Consider the following 21860-nt stretch of genomic DNA (forward strand, 5'->3'; position numbering starts at 1 on the left):
AGTTAATTTTGTAATACATATTCTTATGTATTACATCCAAAATTACACCTTTAATATTTTCCAATTTTTACATAAAAACTAATTCATTTACGCATATTAATAAAAATTTTAAAGCGAGGTGTGTATATGCAAAAAGCAATTAGTTTCTTTCTCCTTTTGTTTTGCTTAATTGTAGTAAACGAAACGTATGCCTATTCACCAAAATCTTTACCAATCTCTCAAAACTCTGATCAATGGCAAGTGAATATTGATAAACCGAAAAAAACAAACAAGAATATGCTTCAAGCTAAAAAAGATGAATTTCAAACATATCATTTTTCAGTAAAGAATGTCGGGAATAGTGAAGTATATAATGTAAACGTCGAAGTATTCCGCAACGAACCAAATAAGAAAACGAAATATGAACTCTTTTCCCTAAAGGAAAGTCGTTTGGCAAGTGGAAAAACTGGATTTGAACACGCTAATTTACCCGTTGCTACAAAAGCAGATGAAGTTGATGTTATTATTACATGGCAAGAACACCCATTCCGATCGATGCGAAATGGTCAAAAAGTTGAATCTAGAAAATTTAAAGAGCATTTTGTTTTTAAAGAAGCTAAAAAGTAAATGGGATACGGATATATTCACACTATCATTGATATAGCTTTATTTACTAGTACCAGTTCTTAAGCAAATTAAAAAGTCGTGGCTTATAATGAAGTGCACCCCAATTGTTAGACACAGTCTAACAATTGGAGGTGCATTTTTTATGGCTAAATTTTCTTCAAAAGAAAAAATCCAAGCGGTGAAACGATATTTAGATGGTACAGAAAGTGGAAAAACAATTGCTAAATCTATAGGAGTTAACCCTAGCGTACTTCGTGAGTGGATTAGACGATATGAGTCTTCAGGTGAAAAGGCCTTTGAAAAGTGCTATACATTCTACCCAGCCCAGTATAAACTAGATGTACTTTATTATATGAATGAACACGGGACATCTATCAGAGAAACAGCGGCACTTTTCAATATACCGTCTTATGAAACACTTCGGAAATGGAAAATAGCTTATGAAACAGGAGGATTGGATGCCCTACAATCAAAGAAAAAGGGGCGTCCAACCATGAAAGTTAAAAAAATAAAGCCAGTAGATGAAGGATCAATCGAAGCCTTACAAGCGGAAAATGAGCGTTTACGTATGGAAAATGCATATTTAAAAAAGTTGAATGCCTTAGTTCAAAACAAAGAAAAATCACCAAACAAGACAAAGCGCAAGTAATCTACGAGTTAAGGCATGAATTTCCTATCAAGGAGTTACTTCAACTCGCAAACATTCCACGTAGTACGTACTATTACTGGATGAAACGTTTTAATCGTCCTGATCCAAATGCGGAGGTAAAAGAACTGATTCAAGCTATTTATAATGAACACGATGGGTGTTATGGTTATCGTCGTATTCGTGATGAACTTATGAATCGTGGACACAAAGTAAATCATAAAAAAGTGTATCGCCTTATGAAAGAATTAGGGTTAAAATGTCTGGTTCGTATGAAAAAATACCGCTCTTACAAAGGGACAGTTGGGAAAATTGCGCCAAATATTTTAAATCGCAACTTCCAAGCTGAAAAACCAAATGAAAAGTGGGTTACAGATATTACGGAGTTTAAGTTATTTGGGGAGAAGTTATACCTATCACCAATGTTGGATTTATTTAATGGTGAAATTATCACGTATACAATTGGTTCAAGACCGACCTATTCCCTTGTTTCAACGATGTTGGACCAAGCCCTTTATTGTGTAACCAATCCGGATAAACTCCTCATTCACTCTGATCAAGGTTGGCACTATCAAATGAAACAATACCGTCATTCTCTTAAGAATTGTGGCATAACTCAAAGTATGTCTCGCAAAGGAAACTGTTATGACAATGCCGTTATTGAAAATTTCTTCGGTATCATGAAATCGGAATTTCTGTATCGAAAAGAATTTGAAAGTATAACACATTTCAAACAAGAATTAGCAAAGTATATAGAATACTATAATCATAAAAGAATTAAGGCAAAATTAAAGGGTATGAGCCCAGTACAATACCGGGCTCATGCCCTAGAGGCTGCCTAATGAAACGACCTGTCTAACTTTCGGGGGTCACTTCATAAATGCCACGACTTTTTATATTAATTCGTACTAATGCCTCTCGCTGCCCAAATGCGATCGATATCAGCAGCATGTTGTCCGCCATATAAAAGAGCATCCGCTTGCTTAATCGCTTTCGCTCCATCACTGAATTTAGAGTTTGGTGTTAATGACCAGTGTGATTGTAAAATGATTTTTGTTGCTACATCACGGCCAAAAGCTTGTGCCATTTCGTATTGGCCTTGAGCCCAAATTTCACCATCATCATGCACTTCATTCGTTATATCTTTCGGATATACTTTATTCGTATCTAATCGGCGTAAGCATGTTGGATCTGAACTAGAATAAGCTGTCGCATCCCATTCTCCAACACATGCTTTACCATATCCAGTAGTCGATACTGCATCTTCATATGTAGCACCTAAGAAGTCGCCAAATCCTTCTCCCATCGCTCCACCTTCTGCTGAACTACCAAAGCCAGGAACTTGGTTATCTTGAATCGAATGCCCATACTCATGTGCGATAATACCAGCATCTTCTGCATCATCAACACCGCCAGTACCGAAAGTTAAAGCTTTTGTTGATGGAGAATAGAATGAGTTATCATCAGTTGTACCATTAACATTCACTTTTATCGAACGGTTATTAATATTTTTAAAACCTAGACTTTGAATGTAACGTTGCAATGTGTCGATATGATAGTACGACATAACATCTTCAAAGCTATCATTTGCGCGTGTATAGTTAAATTGTAAATTCGTAGATTTTGTTTTCGCTTTTGAAGAAATCGTTACATATTCTCCAATTAAAAATCCTGTTCCATCTAAACCTTTTAACGTAACAGTTTTCAGTTGGTTCGTTAGAGCTGTTGAATCTGCATCGTTATTATCTTTTAAGCCTACTTTACTACCGCTAGATACGACTGGGTTAGGTAAAAATACTTTTCCTGACCCTTCAGCTTTTCGGTTTATATCAACCTTTTTAATTAACTTTCCATTTTCTGCATCAATAAATGTTTCCCATGCACCAAATGGATTATTAGAATGGACTACAACTTTATATACTGGACGAGCAATTCCTTCTTCAACAATATATCCGAACTCTTTATCTGTAGGAGCCCATAAATTTTGCTCACTTGCTTCTCCAACATACGCCATTGATTTTTGTATTGCATCTTTTTCACTAATTTTTGTCGTTACTTCCTTCACACCTGTAACAGGCTGATAATCAGAAACAGCGAGTACTCCCTTTCCCTCTCCGTTAAGCGTAACTGTTATTTGTTTTGAAAATACAGGTGCACCATTAACAACTTGTTGGAACCTAACATATGAAGCTACTGATGTTTCTGTTGTAGAAATATATTGCAAGTCTGAAAGATCTGTTTTCAATCCATACTGCGCAGCATTTTCTTTTAAATATTCAGTTGCTTTTTTCTGTGGCGAATAAGCTTCTAACTTTACTTGCTGTTGTTTTTCCAATGCCGAAACCGTAGAAATCGTCCCCATTACTAACGGCACGGTCATTGCCATTGCCACCATTTTTTTATTAAACATAGAACCACTCCCCCTAATAAAGTAGCTCAACCTTATCCCATTACCACTAGGCAATCATTCCCCGCAAAACGGATGGATAAAAATTGAATCTACGAGTAATTCTCTATGAACACTTCTATTACCTTTCCATTTAGGGTAAGTGAAATTTTCTCAATATTTATGTGTAAAGTGAACACAATACTTTAGAAAGAAATTTCTAAATCCATTCCTTATCCCTAAAGCTTTTCATATTACTGTTTAAAAAAATAGACTATTTTTTACCTAACGGTAGGTTGAAAAAATCACTTGTAAGTGATACGATTTAAATAACCTTTTTTTAGGAGGATCTATATGAGTAAAAGTGAAGAAACACTCTCTTCAATAATGGAAGCAAGTTATCGCCTTTTTGCTACGTACGGTATTGTTAAAACAACTTATACGATGATTGGTGAGGAGGTTGGTATCGCAAAACCATCTATATATTACTACTTTAAGTCTAAAGATGCTTTAATTGAATGTATTTTTACTGAATTATGTAAAGCTATGCAGTTCTCTTCTTATTTCCATACAGAAGAGTTTACAAAATCAAATTTTATTGAAAAATGTATTGCAATTGGCCTTAAAATAATTGATGAACAGCGAAACGACCCTTATTTTAACCGAGTGTTACAAGAATATGTATTACTATCTTCAAGAAACAAGATGTACAAAGATCGATTACTAACTGTGCAAACAGAATACTTACATGGATTTGAAGTACTCCTTATAAAAGCAAATGAACTTCAATTAATTGAAAATAAAAATCTAGTTTCAAAAGCTCATATGTTAGCATTAGTGCTTGATAATATCGGAAATTTTATGATGATTGATGCAAAGATAGATTATAAACAAATTTGGATTGAAGCTGTAAATAACATTTTTGAAAGAAGGGGTTGAAGTGAATACAAAAAAACGCATTATCGGCTTAGATTTTGCTAGAGCTTGGGCGATGTTTGGTATGCTACTTGTTAATTTCATGGTGATAACAGGTGCAGAAGGAAATGGTCCCCCTTTTTTAATAACCTTCATGTCACTATTTGAAGGTAGAGCCTCTGCTTTGTTTGTTATACTTGCTGGCATCGGTATAACTTTAATGACTAGGTCAGCCGTTGCTAGCAATGAACAAATAAAAATTTCTAATAGCCGAAAGACCATATGGAAACGATCACTTTTCTTATTTATTTTAGGATTACTACTATATGTAATGGAGTGGACTGGGGATATATTACACTACTATGGTGTTTACCTTTTCGTTGCTGCATTACTCATGACAGTACGCAAAAAACTATTACTTTTTCTTTCTATCATTATTTTATTGTTCGCACAATCTCTTCAGCTTACTTTCAATACTTTCGAGGGTTGGGTAGGTCCAACTCCATTTATAAATTATGTAGACTTCTGGACAATAAAGGGTTTTCTTCGCAACTTATTCTTTAATGGCTATCACCCTATTTTCCCTTGGTTCTCGTTCTTCTTAATCGGTATGTTAATTGGCAGGTTAGATCTTCATAATAAAAAAATAAAAAAAAGATTACTCTTACTCGGTATTACAATCACAATATTGACAGAACTTTTATCAAAAGGACTTACACACTTTTTTATTCCATACATCGGCAGAGAGACCGCCACATTTTTATTTAATACAGGACCCATCTTACCAAATGTATTATATATTTTATCTGCTACAGGATCCTCTATTGCTATATTAATCATTTGCCTCTATATCGCTGAAAAATATAGAAATAATTGGTTTGTCACTTCCATTGTGCAAACAGGACAATTAACATTAACTCATTATGTCAGTCATGTATTTATCGGTATTGGGACATTAATTCTATTAAATAGAATGGAAAATCAATCACTACTATTCGTTTTATTATTTGCTACTGCATTTTTCATTTTCAGCATTTTAATTAGTGTGTTATGGAGAAAGAAATTTTCTAGAGGTCCTATCGAATGGATTATGAGGAAATTAGCCGGATAAATTTCCATCATACAAAAAGGAAGTTGGAATTATTCCAACTTCCTTTTCCTTTAATGAGCCGCGCTTAATTTAATTCGAACTTTCGTTTCACCTAAAGAAAGTTCATCGTCTTCGTTCGTTAAGTGACCAAATGTAAATTGTTTAACGAGTAAGTTTTCTTCCAATAAATCTTTATGGTTCGTTAACGTTCGCTGTAGCTCTACTTCTGTATCAAGAATAACATCGACTCGTAAATTAACTGGTAAATTCAACTGTTTACGATATTCTTGAACCGCACGAATGAATTCACGCGCTACTCCTTCTTGCAACAATTCTTCCGTTACATTCGTATCTAACATAACTGTATATTGTCCGTTAGTCGTATTAGAGAATCCTGATTTTGCAACTTTCTCAACTAACACATCTTCAGCAGTTACAACTACTTCTTTTCCTGGTGTTGCTTCGTAAACTGCTCTTCCTGTTGATACAAAGTTTTGTACTTCTTCTTGTGATAATTGTTTTAGCCAACCATTCACTGCATTCACATTTTTACCGAATTTCGGCCCCGCTGTTTTAAAATTAAGCTTCAATTGATATGATGTGTATTTTGTTTCATCGAGTTCAACATGGAATGCTTTTACATTTAACTCATCCATAACGATATCACGATAAGATTCCCAATCCATATCATTCTCGTTATGCTCAAGTAATACAAGTTCTGCTAGCGGCTGTTTTACTTTTAAAGAATGCTGATTACGGTTACTTCTTCCAAGTTCAACAACTTGTAAAACAGCATCCATTTCCGCTTCTAATTTCGGTTGAAGTAGTGATTCATTTACAACTGGATAATCAGCTAAATGAACGCTGCTTCCTTCTAAATTTAGATGAATGTCTTCCGCGACAAACGGTGTAAATGGTGCAATTAATTTACTAATTGTTACAAGCACTTCATGAAGTGTCTCATACGCAGCTGCTTTCTCAGCGTTCATACCAGATTCCCAGAAACGATTACGTGAGCGTCTTACATACCAGTTACTCACTTCATCTACAAGTGCTGCAATTTCACGAGCTGCATTCGTAAATTGATAATCATCAAGTGCAGTTCTCACTTTTTTCGTTGTACTATGCAATCTTGATAATACCCATTCGTCTAATTTCGTAAGCTTTACATCATACGTTTCTTTCGGATTATACTCATCTAAATTTGCATATAAAACGTAGAAGCTATACACATTGACTAATGTATCTACAAATTTAGATTTCGCTTCCAGTACTGTTCTTTCAGAAAAACGCTTCGCATTCCACGGGGCACTATCAACAAGTAAAGCCCATCTTAGCGCATCTGCACCAAATTTATCTACTAAATCAACTGGATCTAGTGCATTTCCTTTGCTTTTAGACATTTTCTGCCCTTCTTCATCTAAAACATGCCCTAGTGATAACACTCGTTTATACGGTACTTTTCCTGTATATAGTGCTGATACTGCTAATAAACTATAAAACCAGCCGCGTGTTTGATCAATTCCTTCTGCAATAACATCCGCTGGAAACTGCTCTTCAAATAACTCTTTATTTTCAAATGGGTAATGATATTGTGCAAATGGCATAGAACCACTATCAAACCAAACATCAATCACTTCTGGTGTACGATTCATTGTGCCTCCGCATTTCCCGCAGCACACTTGTACTTCATCTACATACGGCTTATGCAATTCCAAATCTTCTGGTGTTTCTTTCGTACTATACTTTCTTAATTCGGCAATGCTCTTCGGTGCGAACTGATGATTGCAACTTTCACATTCCCACACGTTTAATGGTGTTCCCCAATATCTATTTCGGCTAATATTCCAATCCACCATATTTTCTAAAAACTTACCAAAACGTCCATGTTTCATATGATCCGGATACCAAGTAACAGAATCATTATTTTGTAAAAATGTATCTTTAATTGCAGTTGTTCGGATTAACCAACTTTCTCCTGCATAATAAAGTAGTGGTGAATCACAACGCCAGCAATGCGGATAGCTATGTTCATATTTTTCTTTATGATACAGTAAACCTTCCTTCGCTAAATAACGAACGATATCCACGTCACAATCTTTTACAAATTTCCCTTTCAAAAATGGTACTGCTTCTGTATACTCACCTTTTTCATCTACAACGTGCAAAAATGACAATCCTTCACTTTGAACAACTCTATAATCGTCCTCTCCATATGCTGGAGCAATATGAACAAGTCCTGTACCACTATCTCCCGTTACAAAATCTGCTGCAATAACGCGGTAACCATTTGTAACTTCTTTCATCGGAAATGGCGCTGTATAAGATGTGTTTAATAATTCTTCGCCTTTATGAACAGATAATACTTCATAGTTCTCTTTTAATACTTCTTGTACACGTTCTTTCGCAACAATGTATACATGACTTTCTTGTTTTGCTTTAACGTATTCCATATTTGGATGGACAGCAAGCGCAACGTTTGCTGGAAGTGTCCAAGGTGTTGTGGTCCAACCTAAAAAATACTCATTTTCACTATCTTTCACTTTAAACTTCACAGTTGCACTTAAATCTTTTACTGTTTTATACCCTTGTGCAACCTCATGTGAGCTCAATGAGGTTTGGCAGCTTGGGCAGTATGGTGAAACTCTATGTCCTTTATATAACAATCCCTTTTCATGGATTGTCCCCAAAATATTCCATACACTTTCGATATATGGATTCCTTAAAGTTACATATGGATCATCCATATCTACCCAATAACCGATGCTTTCAGTGAATTCACGCCACTGCTTTTCATATGTGAAAACACTCTCTTTACACTTTTGAATAAATGGTTCAATGCCATATTCTTCGATCTCATGTTTACCAGAAATACCAAGTTGCTTCTCAACACCTAGTTCTACAGGTAAACCGTGTGTATCCCATCCTGCTTTTCTTACTACTTTATAACCAGCCATCGTTTTATATCTTGCTACTAAATCTTTAATTGCCCGACCAAGTGCATGGCCGACGTGTGGTAAACCGTTCGCCGTTGGTGGTCCTTCATAAAACACAAACGATTGCGCGCCTTCTCGATTCTGAATTGATTGTTCAAAAATGCTTTGTTCGTTCCACTGCTTACGAATACGTGTTTCTCTCCCTACAGCTGACTCTTTTACATCTACTTTCTTCATCTACAATCACTCCTTTGAATGTTTTAAAAGCACACAAAAAACCCGCCCCTATGAAGTAGGGACGGGTTTACCCGCGTTACCACCCTAATTCTATTAGCTTTTTCACTAATAGCGCTTAGCAACGTACTATCATACGTGTTCTTTGTAACGGTAGACATCCGTCCGGGCTTACTCACTTTCAGCCTCGTCTCCTCGGAGATGATTTTCAAATAACTTCTGCCCACCGGCTTTCAGCAATATACCGGCTCTCTGGAGAACAGTTCACTATTTTACTCTTTCTCGTCTTCAGATTTGTATACTTTGTTAAAAGTTATTTTATGCCATTTAGCAACTAATTGTCAACTAATTCAAAATATATTCTTATCCTTATCTCCTATTCTTATACAATTACTTTTCAAATTCTCGCAATGCTGCTAAATTTTCATCATCCTCAATAAGTTCAACAAAGAATCCCGAGTCATCCTCACGAAGGACAATTTCAAGCTCTTCCTTCGCCTCTTCATTTCTATTTAACTGTGCTAAATAACAAGCACGATCATATCTTGCTAACAAATCACTTGCATCCATTGTTAATACTTCATTTGTTATTTTTTCTGCCTTTAGTGTTTGGCCGGCACCATGATATGAAGACGCTAAAGAAAGAAGAATTACTGTTTCATTTGGATGATGTATAGAAGCATTTTCTAATACTTGAATTGCCTCTTCAAACCTTTCTTGACTTTGATATATTTCTCCTAAAGCAAGAAATGCTCTGCTTACAAACGGTGTTTGCTCTGTTAATTGTAAGATAATCTTTTCTGCTTTTCTTTCTTCCCCTGCTTTAAAGAATACTTGTGCTTGCAGAAGAAGAGTATCATAATCATCTGGTAGTTCTCGAACCATTTGCTTCGTTAATTCCAAAGCATCTCTTAACATATCTTCTTCCTCGCACTCAACGAAAAGATTTACAAGTTGCTTCGCTACTTCATAATCCCATTTATTTTCTAGTGACGTGTGCAGAATCTCTATTGCTTCTTTATTCATCTCTACATTCTCATAAAATAGCGCAAATCGCTGTGCTGCCATACTATTTTTCGGATTTAACTTTAAAGAGATTTCATATAAATCAATTATCATAGTAACCATTGAAATTTCTTTCGCACGATTTTTCATACGATAAAAAGCTCTCGTAATGATAGATCGTTTCGGCTGTTCATGCAGCTGGCGTTCAATCCATATTTCCGTAACCGCAGCTGCAGCATACATGAATGCTGTACTTCTTTCTGCTTTTTTCACCTTTAACGTATGAAGAAAATCTCGTATGTTAGACAATTTTTTATGTTGCTCTACTGCTTTTACATAAACATCAAATATACGTTCATTATCAAAATCTTTTTGTATTACTTTCATTGCAACTTCAATTGCTTTTACATTTCTTTTTTTCACTAATACTTTTGCATAATGATATAGAACTTCTATATGCTCACCATCTAATTGTAGCGCGTATTCAATCTGTGCTTGTTCTTTATCTATTTCATTCATCGCTCCGTACACATATGCAATCGCATCTAAACGCCATATTTCAGGTACTTCGTCTGCTAATTGCTCTAGTTCAGTCAGCAATTCTTCCTGAAGATTCATATCTACTGAAAGCTGTGCTAAATATTCCATATTAATATGCAACGGCTCTTCTTTCATCGCCTGAACCATATGACTTTGTTCTTTAGAACGGTTTTCTTCTTTTTCGTATATTTCCGCAAGCTGTAAATGTACACCTACGAAATTCCCATCAAGCTCTAAACATGTTTCATACGCTTGTTTTGCTTCCGTCAATTGCCCTAATGCCATAAGTGTTTCACCAATTCGGTAATACGGTAATGCCGTTTCCATTTGTTCTATCGCCTTATTATATCTTTTCATCGCTTGGCCGTACTGTCCAATAGATTCATATAAAATACCTGCATAACAACCGTACTCACTTACTTCATTTCTTTCTTTGTGTAACGTTCTTAAAAATGCTATACCTCGTTGTACAAATTCCGTTCCTTTAATTCGATTCACATATTCATCTAACGCACTTGCTACATTATAATCACTTTTCTTTATACCATTTTCTAACTTAGATAGTGCTACTTTAAACCCTTCTTCATTTCCACCAAGTTCAATTTCAGCATCCCATAAAACCATTCCTGCATTCATGAGGAAATCTTGACTCTTTTCAATTTGCTTCTCAAGACCAAGAATATATTCTTTTGCTTCCTTATATTGTTCTCTTGCCATATAAACTTGTGTAAGTCCGAAGTGAGAATAAACATCCTCATCATTTTCTTCTAAAGCACGCTTATACAATACTTCTGCTTCTTCCAAGCTATCATTTTGAAAATGATAATCACCTAATTTTACGTAAAGAGGTGCTTTATCATCACAATTCTCAATACCGTTTAATAAAATTTCTTTCGCACTTTCCTCATCCTTCAAATCAGATTCGTATATTTCCGAAAGTTTCGTATAAATGTAAGGTGCATTACTATCCAAATGAATCGCTACTTTAAGCCCTTTTATTGCTAAATATAATTTCCCTAGTTGATGTGCACATCTCGCTCGTTCATACCATACATGCGCTTCATATTTGTACTCTTTTAACAAGTCATTAAAGATTTCATATGCTTCTTCATATCTTTCTAAATCTATTAATATTAAACCGTGATTTGTTAAAGTGAACCTTTCAGGACTACGCTCTAACGCAACTTGAGAGTATTGCAATGCTTTTTCAGATTGATCAATATACATATAGGATAAAGCTAGAAAACTCCAAGCAATAGGCTGATCTGCGTCTAATTGTAACGATAAACGAAAGCTTGAAATCGCTTCTAGATAACTTTCCTGTTCAAACGCATATCTTCCGTTTATTAAATGATATAAAGCACGATTATTTTTCTTCTCAACGCTTGTCAGCATTTGCTCCGCTTTCTCTACTTCCTGAAGACGAATAAAACACTGTGCACCATGCAATTTAACAAAGTCCGAGTTCGGAAACTTTTCCATTAACTTATCGATACAATATAAAATAAATTCTTTATCTACTTCAACATCTAAGTGCTTTATCGTATATAACCACGTATTTGGATTATCACTCGTTTCTTTTAAAAATTGTACTAGGTTACTAATTCCCTCTTTGTCATGTTCATCTAAATGATCAGTAAGAGAAAAAATAGATTTAAAATAACGATTTTCTTCTTCACTTAGAAACTCTAGTTGCTCCTTCTTTTCTTTCGGAACAAACGTGATTGCTAAACAGCCTGTATAACGATATTTTTCTTGTACTTTACTATATTCCACAAGAACTGGCTCTATAAAGTTTGGATCTTGAACATAGAAAGCTTGCAATGTATCATCATATCCAGATAGAACTTGTACGTGTGAAGCATGCTCAATATCTATACTTAATAAAACAGGAATTCCTTCGTCAATCAGTCTCTTATAATTCTCTTCATTCCCTTTAAAATAACGATATTCATAACCTAATTCTTCTAAATAAGAAACAGTATCTGAAAACTTCGAACCTGTCATATCAAAAATAAACTCTGCTATTTCATCTTGTGTACGTTTCTCTCCCCATATACGCAACGTCATCTCTAAACTTGTCGGAACACAATAATTATCCTTTTGTACAATAGGAACTATCGGCAAGTGAACCTTTTTTCCATCCGGATTTTTTTCTAAATTATGATATAAAGATTCTTTTAAACTCTTTTCTTCTTTTAATAGTTTTTGTAAATCTGCAAATTTATTCATTTTGTACAGCGCTTCTGCACGTAAATGTACAAAGTAAGTATTATAGGCATGATATGGCAGCTGAGTATTTATATTATCTATTACCGCTAACATCTCTTCATATTGCTCTAAATCTAATAAATACTTTATCTTCTCAAAATGAAAATATGGTACTTGTGGGAATTTTACAATCGCATCATTGATTAACTGTATCGCGCGTTTTTGTTCTCCTTTATTCGCATACAATTGTGATAATAAATAGGTAGATAACTCTTCACAATCTTCATGCTGCATGCCAGCAATAAATTGTTCTTCCGCTTTCTCCCATTCACCTGTATGCATATAAACGTAGCCCCATTTATCAAACACTGCGCGCGCACTGTACTCCTCTGCTTTTTGCATATACATTAACGCTTCTTCGTTTCGTTTCATTTCTAAAAGACATCGTACTAACGTAAAATATGTTTTCGCTAAAAAATCTGCATCTATTTCTTCTTTACTTAACTCTTCTAAAGAAGATTTTAACAACTGCTCCGCTTCAAGAATTTTCCGCTCATCAATTAACTCATCACAATATAAAGAGAGCGTTCTCATATTTGGGAATTTTTTATAAGCGTAACGAATGAGGAATGAACTGTATTGGTGCATAAGCCCTTCATCAGTAAGGCGAATCAATATATCGAACTCCTTATGCGAAGGAATATTGGCAAGCCAATTCTTCACATAGGATAAAGTATTCGTTTCTTTTATATATGCAATTTCATTATTTATTTCCTGTAATCCATCTACAAATCTCTTGTCTTTTAAACAAGTTTCTAACTGCTTAAAATCTAGCATGCATTCACCTCGAATTTATATTTAAACTGCTACTTGCTTAGATTTTACACACCATATAGTATGTATTCAACTAAAATCTCTTATAATAGATGTTATTAATTAATATTATTCAAATTTATAACAAAATATAGTAAAAATGATTGTTTTTCTCCGTATTTTGTTTAATTATATGGAATAACGTAACATGCGGTTTTAATCTTGTAGAAGCTGAAATTAGTACATAAAATTATATCGGCGATTTTCAAATTATATCGACCGATTCTTAACATATATCAGCGATTATATGTCGAATATCGACTTATCGACATTAAACGACAAGCCTTATACATCATACCTTTTAACAAACTATGTCACCAAATGTAATTTTCATATTGGGAGCGTATACAAAAGAAGAATACACATGAAATATTTTAAAAAATCGTAGTTCAGCTTCATATTGAGCTAGCGCATTATCATATGTTAATCCTCTGGCTATTAAACGTTCTACAAATTGTTGCTTATCACCCGGATCACCTGCAATCCCCTCTTCTTTTAATGATTGATACAAATCGTTTTTATCATTGTGATGCATATTTGAATCTAAAAAGTTCACTTTATCGCTTACTCTACATTCAATATTTTTCACACCTAATTCACTTAAATATATCGGTATTTTCATGCCTATATTGCCATCTTTACCATTTCTTTGCGTATCACTTTCAAATAATTTCTGCAAAACACCTAGCTGAATAAATTCCGATTGTTTCTCCCCATCTAGTAAATAAGAAGCCATATTAGAAATCCAATGTGGTTCAAAACAGATTATTTTTCCGCCTCCTTTTATATACAAAACTAAAGTTCTCTATATAATAGCCGTATTCCTACACTTTTCTTAAAATTTCAAAGCAAAAAAGCTAGTGTATTTTTAATAATACACTAGCTTTTTATTTGGAAGAAAAATTTAACAAGTACAATCACAATCAAAACAATCCGTACAGTCTAAATCGTCACAATCTGCTTTTCTCTTTCTTTTGTTTCTTTTAAGATAATAATACAGTAGCCCAAACAATAGTATACAAATAACAAAAGCTATTATTGCTTCTGTATACTTATTTTGAATCATAAAACCAATTCCACTTCCGCCTGAAATAAAAATTAGAATTAAATAAATCCAGAACATCTATGTAAATACCTCCATTACTATATATCTTAAGATAATATCCATATAACACTAGAGGAAATGAATAATCCCATACCATTACCGCTTAATACACCAGTAGTTATTCTTAGCAAATTTGAGCTACTTCTCCATTTCCACTTTTGGGTGAACCCATCGATAAGTAACGGAATTTGAGCGAAAAATGATAGTATGATTGCCAAAAGAAATGAAGGTGTCATATAAAAATAAATTGGAAACATTAAAATACCAATAAGCATGCCTGTACAACGCGCACATAAAGGTATGTACTTTTGTAGTTTAAAAAAACTCCTATCTAATCTTCTATGACAAGGAATTTGTAAAATAAAAGTTCGAATCAATATGAATCACCCTCTCTAAAAAGATTTTAATTGATTTTGCCAAAAAAATATATATTCAATAAAAAAACAAACCAGGTTTATACTAGACCCAGTTTGTCAGTTTACTACTATGTTACATCTCCTCAGGTGCCTCCACCCCAAGTAAACGTAATCCTTCTTTTAATACAACCGTCACAGCATAAACCAATGCGAGTCTGCTGTCTTTTTCTTCGCTCTCTTCTAATATACGAACATTACCGTAATATTTATTGAATGATTGTGCTACATCTAATATATATTTCGAAATAATCGATGGCTCATTTTTATTGAAAGCTGCTTCAATTATTTGCGGGAATTTATTTAGTAATTTTACGACACTCCAGCTATGATCGTCTTTTAAAGCAAATGTACATGTTTCAAATTCTACACTTTCTTTTCTTAAAATAGAACAAGCACGTGCATGTGTGTACTGTACGTAAGGTCCTGTTTCTCCTTCAAATTTCAGCATATTTTCTAATGAGAATTCGATATTATGCATACGCTCATTTTTTAAATCGTGGAAGATGACTGCACCAACACCGACTTGCTTTGCTACTTCTTCTTTCTGTTTTAAGTTTGGATTTTTCTCTTCAATATTTTGTTTTGCAAGTTCGATTGCTTCTTCGAGTACTTCTTCAAGTAAAATAACTCTTCCTTTACGTGTCGACATTTTCTTACCATCTTTTAAAATGAAGCCAAACGGTACGTGTTCCATACCATCAACCCAAGTATAGCCAAGTTTTTTTAATACGGTGAAAAATTGATTGAAATGTAAGCTTTGTTCTGGACCAACAACATATAGCGCTTTATCAAACCCATAAGTGTTTTGACGATATAAAGCTGCCGTTAAGTCACGCGTTGCATAAATCGTCGCACCATCTGATTTTCTAATTAAGCAAGGCGGCATTCCTTCTTCTTCTAAATTAACGACTAATGCACCTTCTGATTCTTCAAGCAACTCATGTTCTTCTAAAATCCCAATAAAATCTTCCATTAAATTATTATAAAATGCTTCTCCCTGAAAATTAGTAAATTCTACGCCGAGAAGTTCATAGATGCGAGAAAATTCTTTAAGGGACTCATGACGGAACCAATTCCAAAGCTCTACCGCTTCTTCATCACCTTCTTCTAATTTCTTAAACCAAGCACGTCCTTCTTCTTCTAGTTCTTCGTCGTCTTTTACCTCTTCATGGAATTGGACATATAACTTAAATAGCTCACGTATTGGATCTTCTTTAACTACTGCTTCATTTCCCCATTTTTTATAAGCCGTAATTAACTTTCCAAACTGTGTTCCCCAATCTCCTATATAATTAATCCCTACAACTTCATAGCCACATTTTTCAGCGATATGTTTCAGCGAATTTCCTATCATTGTAGAACGTAAATGCCCCATCGAAAAAGGTTTCGCGATATTAGGAGAGGAATAATCAATTACTACTGTTTTTTCACAGCCAAAGTGGTTTTGACCGAACTCTTCTTTCTCCGCTAAAACTGTTTTTAATACTGCATCACTTACAGTTTCACGATTGAAAAATACATTTACATAAGGACCAACGGCTTCTACTTTCGTAAAAAACGGATTATTTAATTTCTCAGCAACTTCCTTTGCGATAAGAGCTGGTGCTTTTTTATATTGCTTCGCTAATGAAAAGCATGGGAACGCTGCATCTCCAAATTCATCTTGTTTCGGTGTTTCAATTAAATCTAAAATTTGTTTTTGCGTTAATTCATTCGTGAAAATATTAGATAAACTTTCCGCAAACTGCATTTTATAATCCATGATACAACCTCCTTATTTTTTAAAACACAAAAAACTCGTCTCTAAAAAAGAGACGAGTTTTAACCCGTGGTACCACCCTTGTTGTTCGTTACGAACCACTTTCCCGTTTATAACGAGGACAGGGGGCCTCGGCTTTCTCTACTATTCGTTCAAGAAGCATCTCCGAAGTGCGCTTCATCTTTTTCTTCCGTACTAGGCTCACACCATCCCTAGCTCGCTTTCCTTCTAAAAAAGACTACTCTCTTCATCACAGACAGTATATTTAATTAATTATTGCTTATTATACATCTTTTCAAACAATTAGCAAGGGTGAATTACACCAAAGTGAAACTTAGCACTTTTTCTTTTGTATACATAAAAATTGTGTTTTTCAAATCTAGAACTACGAAAATAATCTTTTAAAACGACACGTTTTCTCGCCACTCGTTTTGCCTCCGCAATTGTTTCATCAGTAATATCATGATACAAAGCGAAGTGTTTTAATCCTTTAATTCCGTCGGATTCTATGACAGTTTCTTCAAACATCGGATCAAGGTAAACGACATCGTAACTATTGTCTTCACATTGCGCTAAAAATGAAAAATGCTCCGTTTGCTTTACTTGAATTCTTTGCATTGCTTCATCAATTTCAGAAACGGATGAAGACCATGTTTTCAAACCATTTTCCATAATATAAGCCATATACTCATTGCCTTCAAGTCCTGTTACTTTTCCGCTTTCACCAACAACATAACTAGCTACAATACTATCTGATGCCATCCCGAGCGTACAATCTAACACTGTCATTCCTCTCTCTAATTGCGTGGCTTGTACAAACGGATCGTGTTCTCCACGCATTAACCTTTTCACACGAAACATCGCTGAGTTCGGATGAAAGAAAAACGATTCTTCCGTACCTTTCGGATAAATAGCTAATCGGTTCTTCCCTACGACAAGCACATCTTGTTCATACTGCTCATGCAGCTTATGTACTGGTATGTCATTACGTTTAACGAATGAACGATTTAATTCTGCGGCTACCTGCTTTGCATAATCTGTCATTTCTTTATTCGTTCTTCCTGCTGTTGTTACGATCATTGTTTCACCTCTATATAAAGAAAAGAGGGAGATTTACTCTCCCCCTTCTTTAGCAATTCTTTTCGAAAGCTTGTTCTAAGTTCGTAATAATTTCGTCCATAGTTGCACCTTCAATTTCATGACGGTGAATGAAGTGAACAACTTCTTTTCCTTTTAATAATGCCATAGATGGTGAAGATGGAGGAATTTCTCCGAAGTATTCACGCATTTTTGCAGTAGCATCTTTATCTTGACCTGCGAATACAGTTACAAGATGATCAGGTTGTTTTTCAGCACGAACAACCGCTTGACCTGCTGATGGACGTGCTAAACCAGCTGCACAACCACAAACAGAGTTTACAACTACTAAAGTTGTACCTGATGTATTTTCCATAAATTCTGTTACAGCTTCTTCTGTAGTTAACTCTTCAAACCCAGAACGCACTAACTCTTGGCGCATTGGGATTACCATTTGGCGCATGTATTCTTCATAAGCATTTGACATCTTGTAATCTCTCCTTCAACTTTCATTCCAAATTCATCATATCACGCTCTATTAATAGGTGCAAAAGAAAGATAACGATGATTTCATTTTTTTGTAGGGATTTCACAAACCCCACCGCGGCAATGCCCCACTGGAACAAGTTTTCTATTGTTAGCGATATAATCGTATACTTTACTTCCAAAACCAAGTACGATAGATAGCTTTATAAAAGGAACTGCAAACCAATAAGATGGAACGGCCTTTGCTAATACATCTATGCTCTGAATACCGTCATACCACTTATTATTTTTAAAAATATACAGTCTTTGTTCCATCTTACTTTGTAGTTCTTGAGAAAGCTCATACTTCTCAACTACATCTTCATTTCGAAATGAAACAAATTTCATCTTACCCTTTTTATCTAATTTTTTCGTACGTTCTGCAACAGCCGTACACATCGGACACCAACTATCATAGAAAACAATCATACATTATTCCCCTTTACGTGACTCCGTCATTTGTTTCCATACAGAACCTTTTGCTTCTTCTCCGCCTTCAATACGCTCTAATGCTAGACGTGCTTGCATCGCTACTTCAAACTCTGGATCATCTTGCGCTGCTTTTAATGCTGGAATCGCGCTTTCATCTCCAAGTTCAAATAAGAACATCGCTGCACGCCAGCGTACTAATTTACTTGGATCTTTCAGAGATTTAATCATAACGAACATCGCTGCCGGATCACCTACATCTGATAAACAATCTCCTGCAGTACGGCGAACACTTACAGAGCGATCTAACAACGCTTTATATAATAACGGTAATACTTCATCACCTTTTACCATACCTAAATACGCTGTTGCTAAACGGCGTATTGAAACTTTTTCATCATCTAACGCCATCTTCAACACTGGAATATCTTCTTCAGTAGGATCCATTTGTTCTAATGCTGCAAAACGGTTTTTCCAGTCAGAATCTTTCATCATCTCTTCTGTTACTTTATATGGCTCACGCTTTTGGATCGTTACTTCAACAGCACCTGCTTGATTTAATAATTCTTTAACCGTTTCATTTACACGTTCTTCTGAATAAGCAGCAACAATCTCTTCTACTACTTCTTTCCCGATTTCTTCAAAGTTACCGTAACGTGTACTTTGTTCCACCCATTTACGCTCTTTTACAACATTTGGTGCAGACATTTGCACTTTCATAATTGATTCTTTAAAACGATCAGGTAAACCAACACGTTCTTCCGTCGTTCCATCTGTTAACTTTACTTGCATTGGAATTGTAAAGAACATTTGAACAAACACTTTCACTTCTCCAAAATGAGCAAGTTGTTGTTCTTCACTTTCTTCCACTACTTCTTCGCCGAAAACAGCACGAACTTGTTGTAATAAAACTTTCCAGTCATACTTCGCATTTCGCTCCACTGCTAAAAAGTCGGCTACATGATATACACCTTTAATGCCTTCAATTTTCAAAATTTCTTGCACTTGCATTGGTGCTTGTTCTTTATTTTCATTTGTATAATTATTACGTGCTCCTGATGGTAATACTTCATTCAAAATAACTTTCATTGTGTTTGGACTTGGCGTCGGTTCAATTGCTTTAATCTTCACGTAAAAAACTCTCCTTTATTGCATGTTCTTAGCTGTATTGTAACATGTTATCACTCTATACTCCTACTCGGATGCTTAATTTTACTACTTTCTTCCCACTACCATACTATTTCATTCTTTTTACATTTTAAATTAGGAACGGGATTTTAAAAGCTTTCGTTTCCGATAATTTTTATTTTTTATCCATTTCTTGAGGCATCGCCATTATTTTTGAAAAAAACACGCTAAACAAAAAAATATAATAAGCTATCCATATGGATAGCTTATTTACATAATTTTCGTTATTGGAAGACAACTATTTTTATAAATACAAAAGGCAGAAAAGTATATAGATTCTACAAAATATTTTGATTGTGATACATTTACAGAATCTCTTATTTTATAATTAATGTCTTATTATTTTTTGGAGGGAATTCGATGAAAAAGTTTGTTTTGATATTTGGGCCACAAGCAGTTGGGAAAATGACAGTTGGACAAGAACTAGCAAAGATGACTGATTTAAAATTATTTCATAACCATATGACAATTGATTTATTGGAGCCATTGTATGGATTCTCTTCGGAAATGTGGCGATTAACCCATCTTTTCCGAAAGGAAATATTTCAATCATTTTCAAAGAGTGAACATTATGGAATGATTTTTACATACGTATGGGCGTTTAATGAAAAGAAAGATTGGGATGATGTTGAAAGTATATGTAATATTTTTCGTTCCCAAGGGGTTGATATTTATTTTGTTGAATTAGAAGCTGATGTAGAAGAAAGACTTCAACGAAATAAAACACCTCATCGACTTGAACATAAGCCAACGAAAAGAAAGATTGAACAATCTGAACAAAATTTATTAAGCACATTTGAAAATTTTAGATTAAATTCAAAAGAAGGAGAAATTACAGAGAAAAATTATATAAGGATCAATAATACGAATTTAAATGCTACAGAAGTAGCTGAAATTATAAAGAAAGAATTTCAACTATAGTTTTTTTTAACAAATTGAACAGTTCGGATTTTATGAATATCATATACATTTCTAATTAACATAACGTCCTATTATCGGTTGCAACAAAAAGGGATTCCTTACTCTCAGAAGGAATCCCTTTTTTTATTTTCTATCACTCGATTCATCTTTTTATACATTCCTATCCTGTGATGGGTTTTATGGTTCTCGTTTGTTACTGGATTAGCCAAAAAACGTTCTAAAATTTTGTATACTCTTTACTTATTTTTTCAAAAAAGCTGGCGGTATCCCCTCTTTAAGTTTATTAAAATACTTTCCACAATTTTTTCCGAAGCTATTACTTAAAATCACCTTTTATTACGATGCCCCCTCCCGCCTTCTCTCCAAAAAGGTAATACTCTCAATCACAACTTCAGTTCTATATATTCTCTTGCCTTGTTCATCATCGTAATTACTAGTCTGAATACGCCCTGTAATCCCAACGAGCGACCCCTTCTTACAATATTCAGCTACATTCTCAGCCGATTTGCGCCAAACGACACAATTAATAAAATCGACTTGTTGTTCACCTAAACTATTTCGAAATCCTCTATTCACCGCAACACATATTCGTGCATAAGCGACGCCTTGTTTTGTGTAGTATAATTCTGGCTCCTTTGTCAATCTACCGATTAATACAACTCGATTCAATCTCTATACTAAATTTAGTGTGTAATAAATTATAAATATTGACATACAAACGTTCTCTTAATTTCTGCACAATTAAAATGTGTAGAAATTATCTAATACCTACGCATTTTTAATCATCGACAATTAATGTATTTTTTTCATAAAAAGTAAGATTTAATTATATTTAAGAGTTGATTAGTCCTTGTGTGTGTATTAATGACCTACCGCAATCCCCTAATATATGTTAAACGCATTCACAATACAATCTAATCATTAACCCTTATCCCAGAAAGCTATTAAAAATAATTAGACTAGTAGCCTTATGAATAAATAAAAAAAGAGTCCATCTG

The 21860-nt window shown here is 34.5% G+C and carries 16 protein-coding genes, 1 pseudogene and 2 other annotated features; of the genes and pseudogenes, 5 read left to right on the plus strand and 12 right to left on the minus strand.

Features of this window, described 5'->3' with window-relative positions:
- Positions 1-126: 126 nt before the first annotated feature.
- Entirely contained in the window at positions 127-606 is a 480-nt protein-coding gene (locus QCI79_RS01915) for a hypothetical protein (RefSeq protein WP_001167912.1), read from the plus strand.
- Positions 607-748: 142 nt separating this feature from the next.
- Positions 749-2094 (plus strand): IS3-like element ISBth10 family transposase gene (locus QCI79_RS01920; RefSeq protein WP_209291797.1). Its coding sequence is split into 2 segments (ribosomal slippage): positions 749-1190 and positions 1190-2094, totalling 1347 coding nucleotides; the frame shifts between segments, so codons are not numbered across the junction.
- Positions 2095-2150: 56 nt separating this feature from the next.
- On the opposite strand, the gene QCI79_RS01925 is transcribed toward QCI79_RS01920, so the two are convergent.
- The gene (locus tag QCI79_RS01925; RefSeq protein ID WP_000482274.1) at positions 2151-3662 is read right to left on the minus strand and encodes a M36 family metallopeptidase; all 1512 of its coding nucleotides are present in this window, start codon (positions 3660-3662) and stop codon (positions 2151-2153) included.
- A gap of 330 nt (positions 3663-3992) precedes the next feature.
- Here QCI79_RS01925 and QCI79_RS01930 point away from each other — a divergent pair, with 330 nt between their 5' ends.
- Positions 3993-4577 carry a TetR/AcrR family transcriptional regulator gene (locus tag QCI79_RS01930; protein ID WP_000045222.1) on the plus strand — a complete coding sequence of 195 codons (585 nt, stop codon included), beginning with the start codon at positions 3993-3995 and terminating at the stop codon, positions 4575-4577.
- 1 nt (position 4578) lies between these two features.
- Positions 4579-5664 (plus strand): DUF418 domain-containing protein, encoded by a 1086-nt coding sequence (locus QCI79_RS01935; RefSeq protein WP_001093123.1) that lies wholly within the window; start codon positions 4579-4581, stop codon positions 5662-5664.
- 50 nt (positions 5665-5714) lie between these two features.
- Here QCI79_RS01935 and ileS read toward each other — a convergent pair whose 3' ends face one another.
- The 10 genes and pseudogenes from ileS to QCI79_RS01985 form a co-directional block, all read right to left on the minus strand.
- Positions 5715-8816, minus strand: a complete 3102-nt coding sequence (gene ileS, locus QCI79_RS01940; protein WP_021728397.1) for an isoleucine--tRNA ligase — start codon at positions 8814-8816, stop codon at positions 5715-5717.
- Positions 8817-8870: 54 nt separating this feature from the next.
- Positions 8871-9111 (minus strand) — a binding site (T-box leader).
- A 92-nt stretch (positions 9112-9203) separates the two neighbouring features.
- On the minus strand, positions 9204-13406 hold the full coding sequence (locus QCI79_RS01945) for a bacteriocin-processing peptidase family protein (RefSeq protein ID WP_000883847.1): 4203 nt from the start codon (positions 13404-13406) through the stop codon (positions 9204-9206).
- A 337-nt stretch (positions 13407-13743) separates the two neighbouring features.
- A pseudogene (locus QCI79_RS01950) lies at positions 13744-14229 on the minus strand (class I SAM-dependent methyltransferase); the annotation flags it as partial.
- A 117-nt stretch (positions 14230-14346) separates the two neighbouring features.
- A complete protein-coding gene (locus QCI79_RS01955) occupies positions 14347-14565 on the minus strand; it encodes a hypothetical protein (protein ID WP_000498601.1) in 219 nt (72 codons plus the stop codon).
- 29 nt (positions 14566-14594) lie between these two features.
- Positions 14595-14924, minus strand: a complete 330-nt coding sequence (locus QCI79_RS01960) for a DUF2085 domain-containing protein (RefSeq protein WP_000621475.1) — start codon at positions 14922-14924, stop codon at positions 14595-14597.
- A 112-nt stretch (positions 14925-15036) separates the two neighbouring features.
- Positions 15037-16725, minus strand: a complete 1689-nt coding sequence (gene argS, locus QCI79_RS01965) for an arginine--tRNA ligase (protein ID WP_000384921.1) — start codon at positions 16723-16725, stop codon at positions 15037-15039.
- Between the two features lie 45 nt (positions 16726-16770).
- Positions 16771-16985, minus strand: a binding site (T-box leader).
- A gap of 40 nt (positions 16986-17025) precedes the next feature.
- Entirely contained in the window at positions 17026-17802 is a 777-nt protein-coding gene (locus QCI79_RS01970; RefSeq protein WP_000637451.1) for a class I SAM-dependent methyltransferase, read from the minus strand.
- 49 nt (positions 17803-17851) lie between these two features.
- Complete coding sequence (locus tag QCI79_RS01975) at positions 17852-18286, minus strand: BrxA/BrxB family bacilliredoxin (protein ID WP_000063706.1); 435 nt, start codon at positions 18284-18286, stop codon at positions 17852-17854.
- 83 nt (positions 18287-18369) lie between these two features.
- Positions 18370-18753, minus strand: coding sequence for a thiol-disulfide oxidoreductase DCC family protein (locus QCI79_RS01980; protein ID WP_000634884.1), 384 nt, complete (start codon positions 18751-18753; stop codon positions 18370-18372).
- Between the two features lie 3 nt (positions 18754-18756).
- A complete protein-coding gene (locus QCI79_RS01985) occupies positions 18757-19884 on the minus strand; it encodes a conserved virulence factor C family protein (RefSeq protein WP_000692580.1) in 1128 nt (375 codons plus the stop codon).
- A gap of 417 nt (positions 19885-20301) precedes the next feature.
- Between QCI79_RS01985 and QCI79_RS01990 the strand changes: the two genes are divergently transcribed.
- The gene (locus QCI79_RS01990; protein ID WP_000714949.1) at positions 20302-20862 is read left to right on the plus strand and encodes an AAA family ATPase; all 561 of its coding nucleotides are present in this window, start codon (positions 20302-20304) and stop codon (positions 20860-20862) included.
- 336 nt (positions 20863-21198) lie between these two features.
- Here QCI79_RS01990 and QCI79_RS01995 read toward each other — a convergent pair whose 3' ends face one another.
- Positions 21199-21531, minus strand: coding sequence for a single-stranded DNA-binding protein (locus QCI79_RS01995; protein WP_001082769.1), 333 nt, complete (start codon positions 21529-21531; stop codon positions 21199-21201).
- Between the last annotated feature and the right edge of the window lie 329 nt (positions 21532-21860).

Origin of the sequence: Bacillus cereus group sp. MG1, from assembly GCF_040460035.1 — a bacterium.
Taxonomy (GTDB): Bacteria; Bacillota; Bacilli; order Bacillales; family Bacillaceae_G; genus Bacillus_A; species Bacillus_A cereus.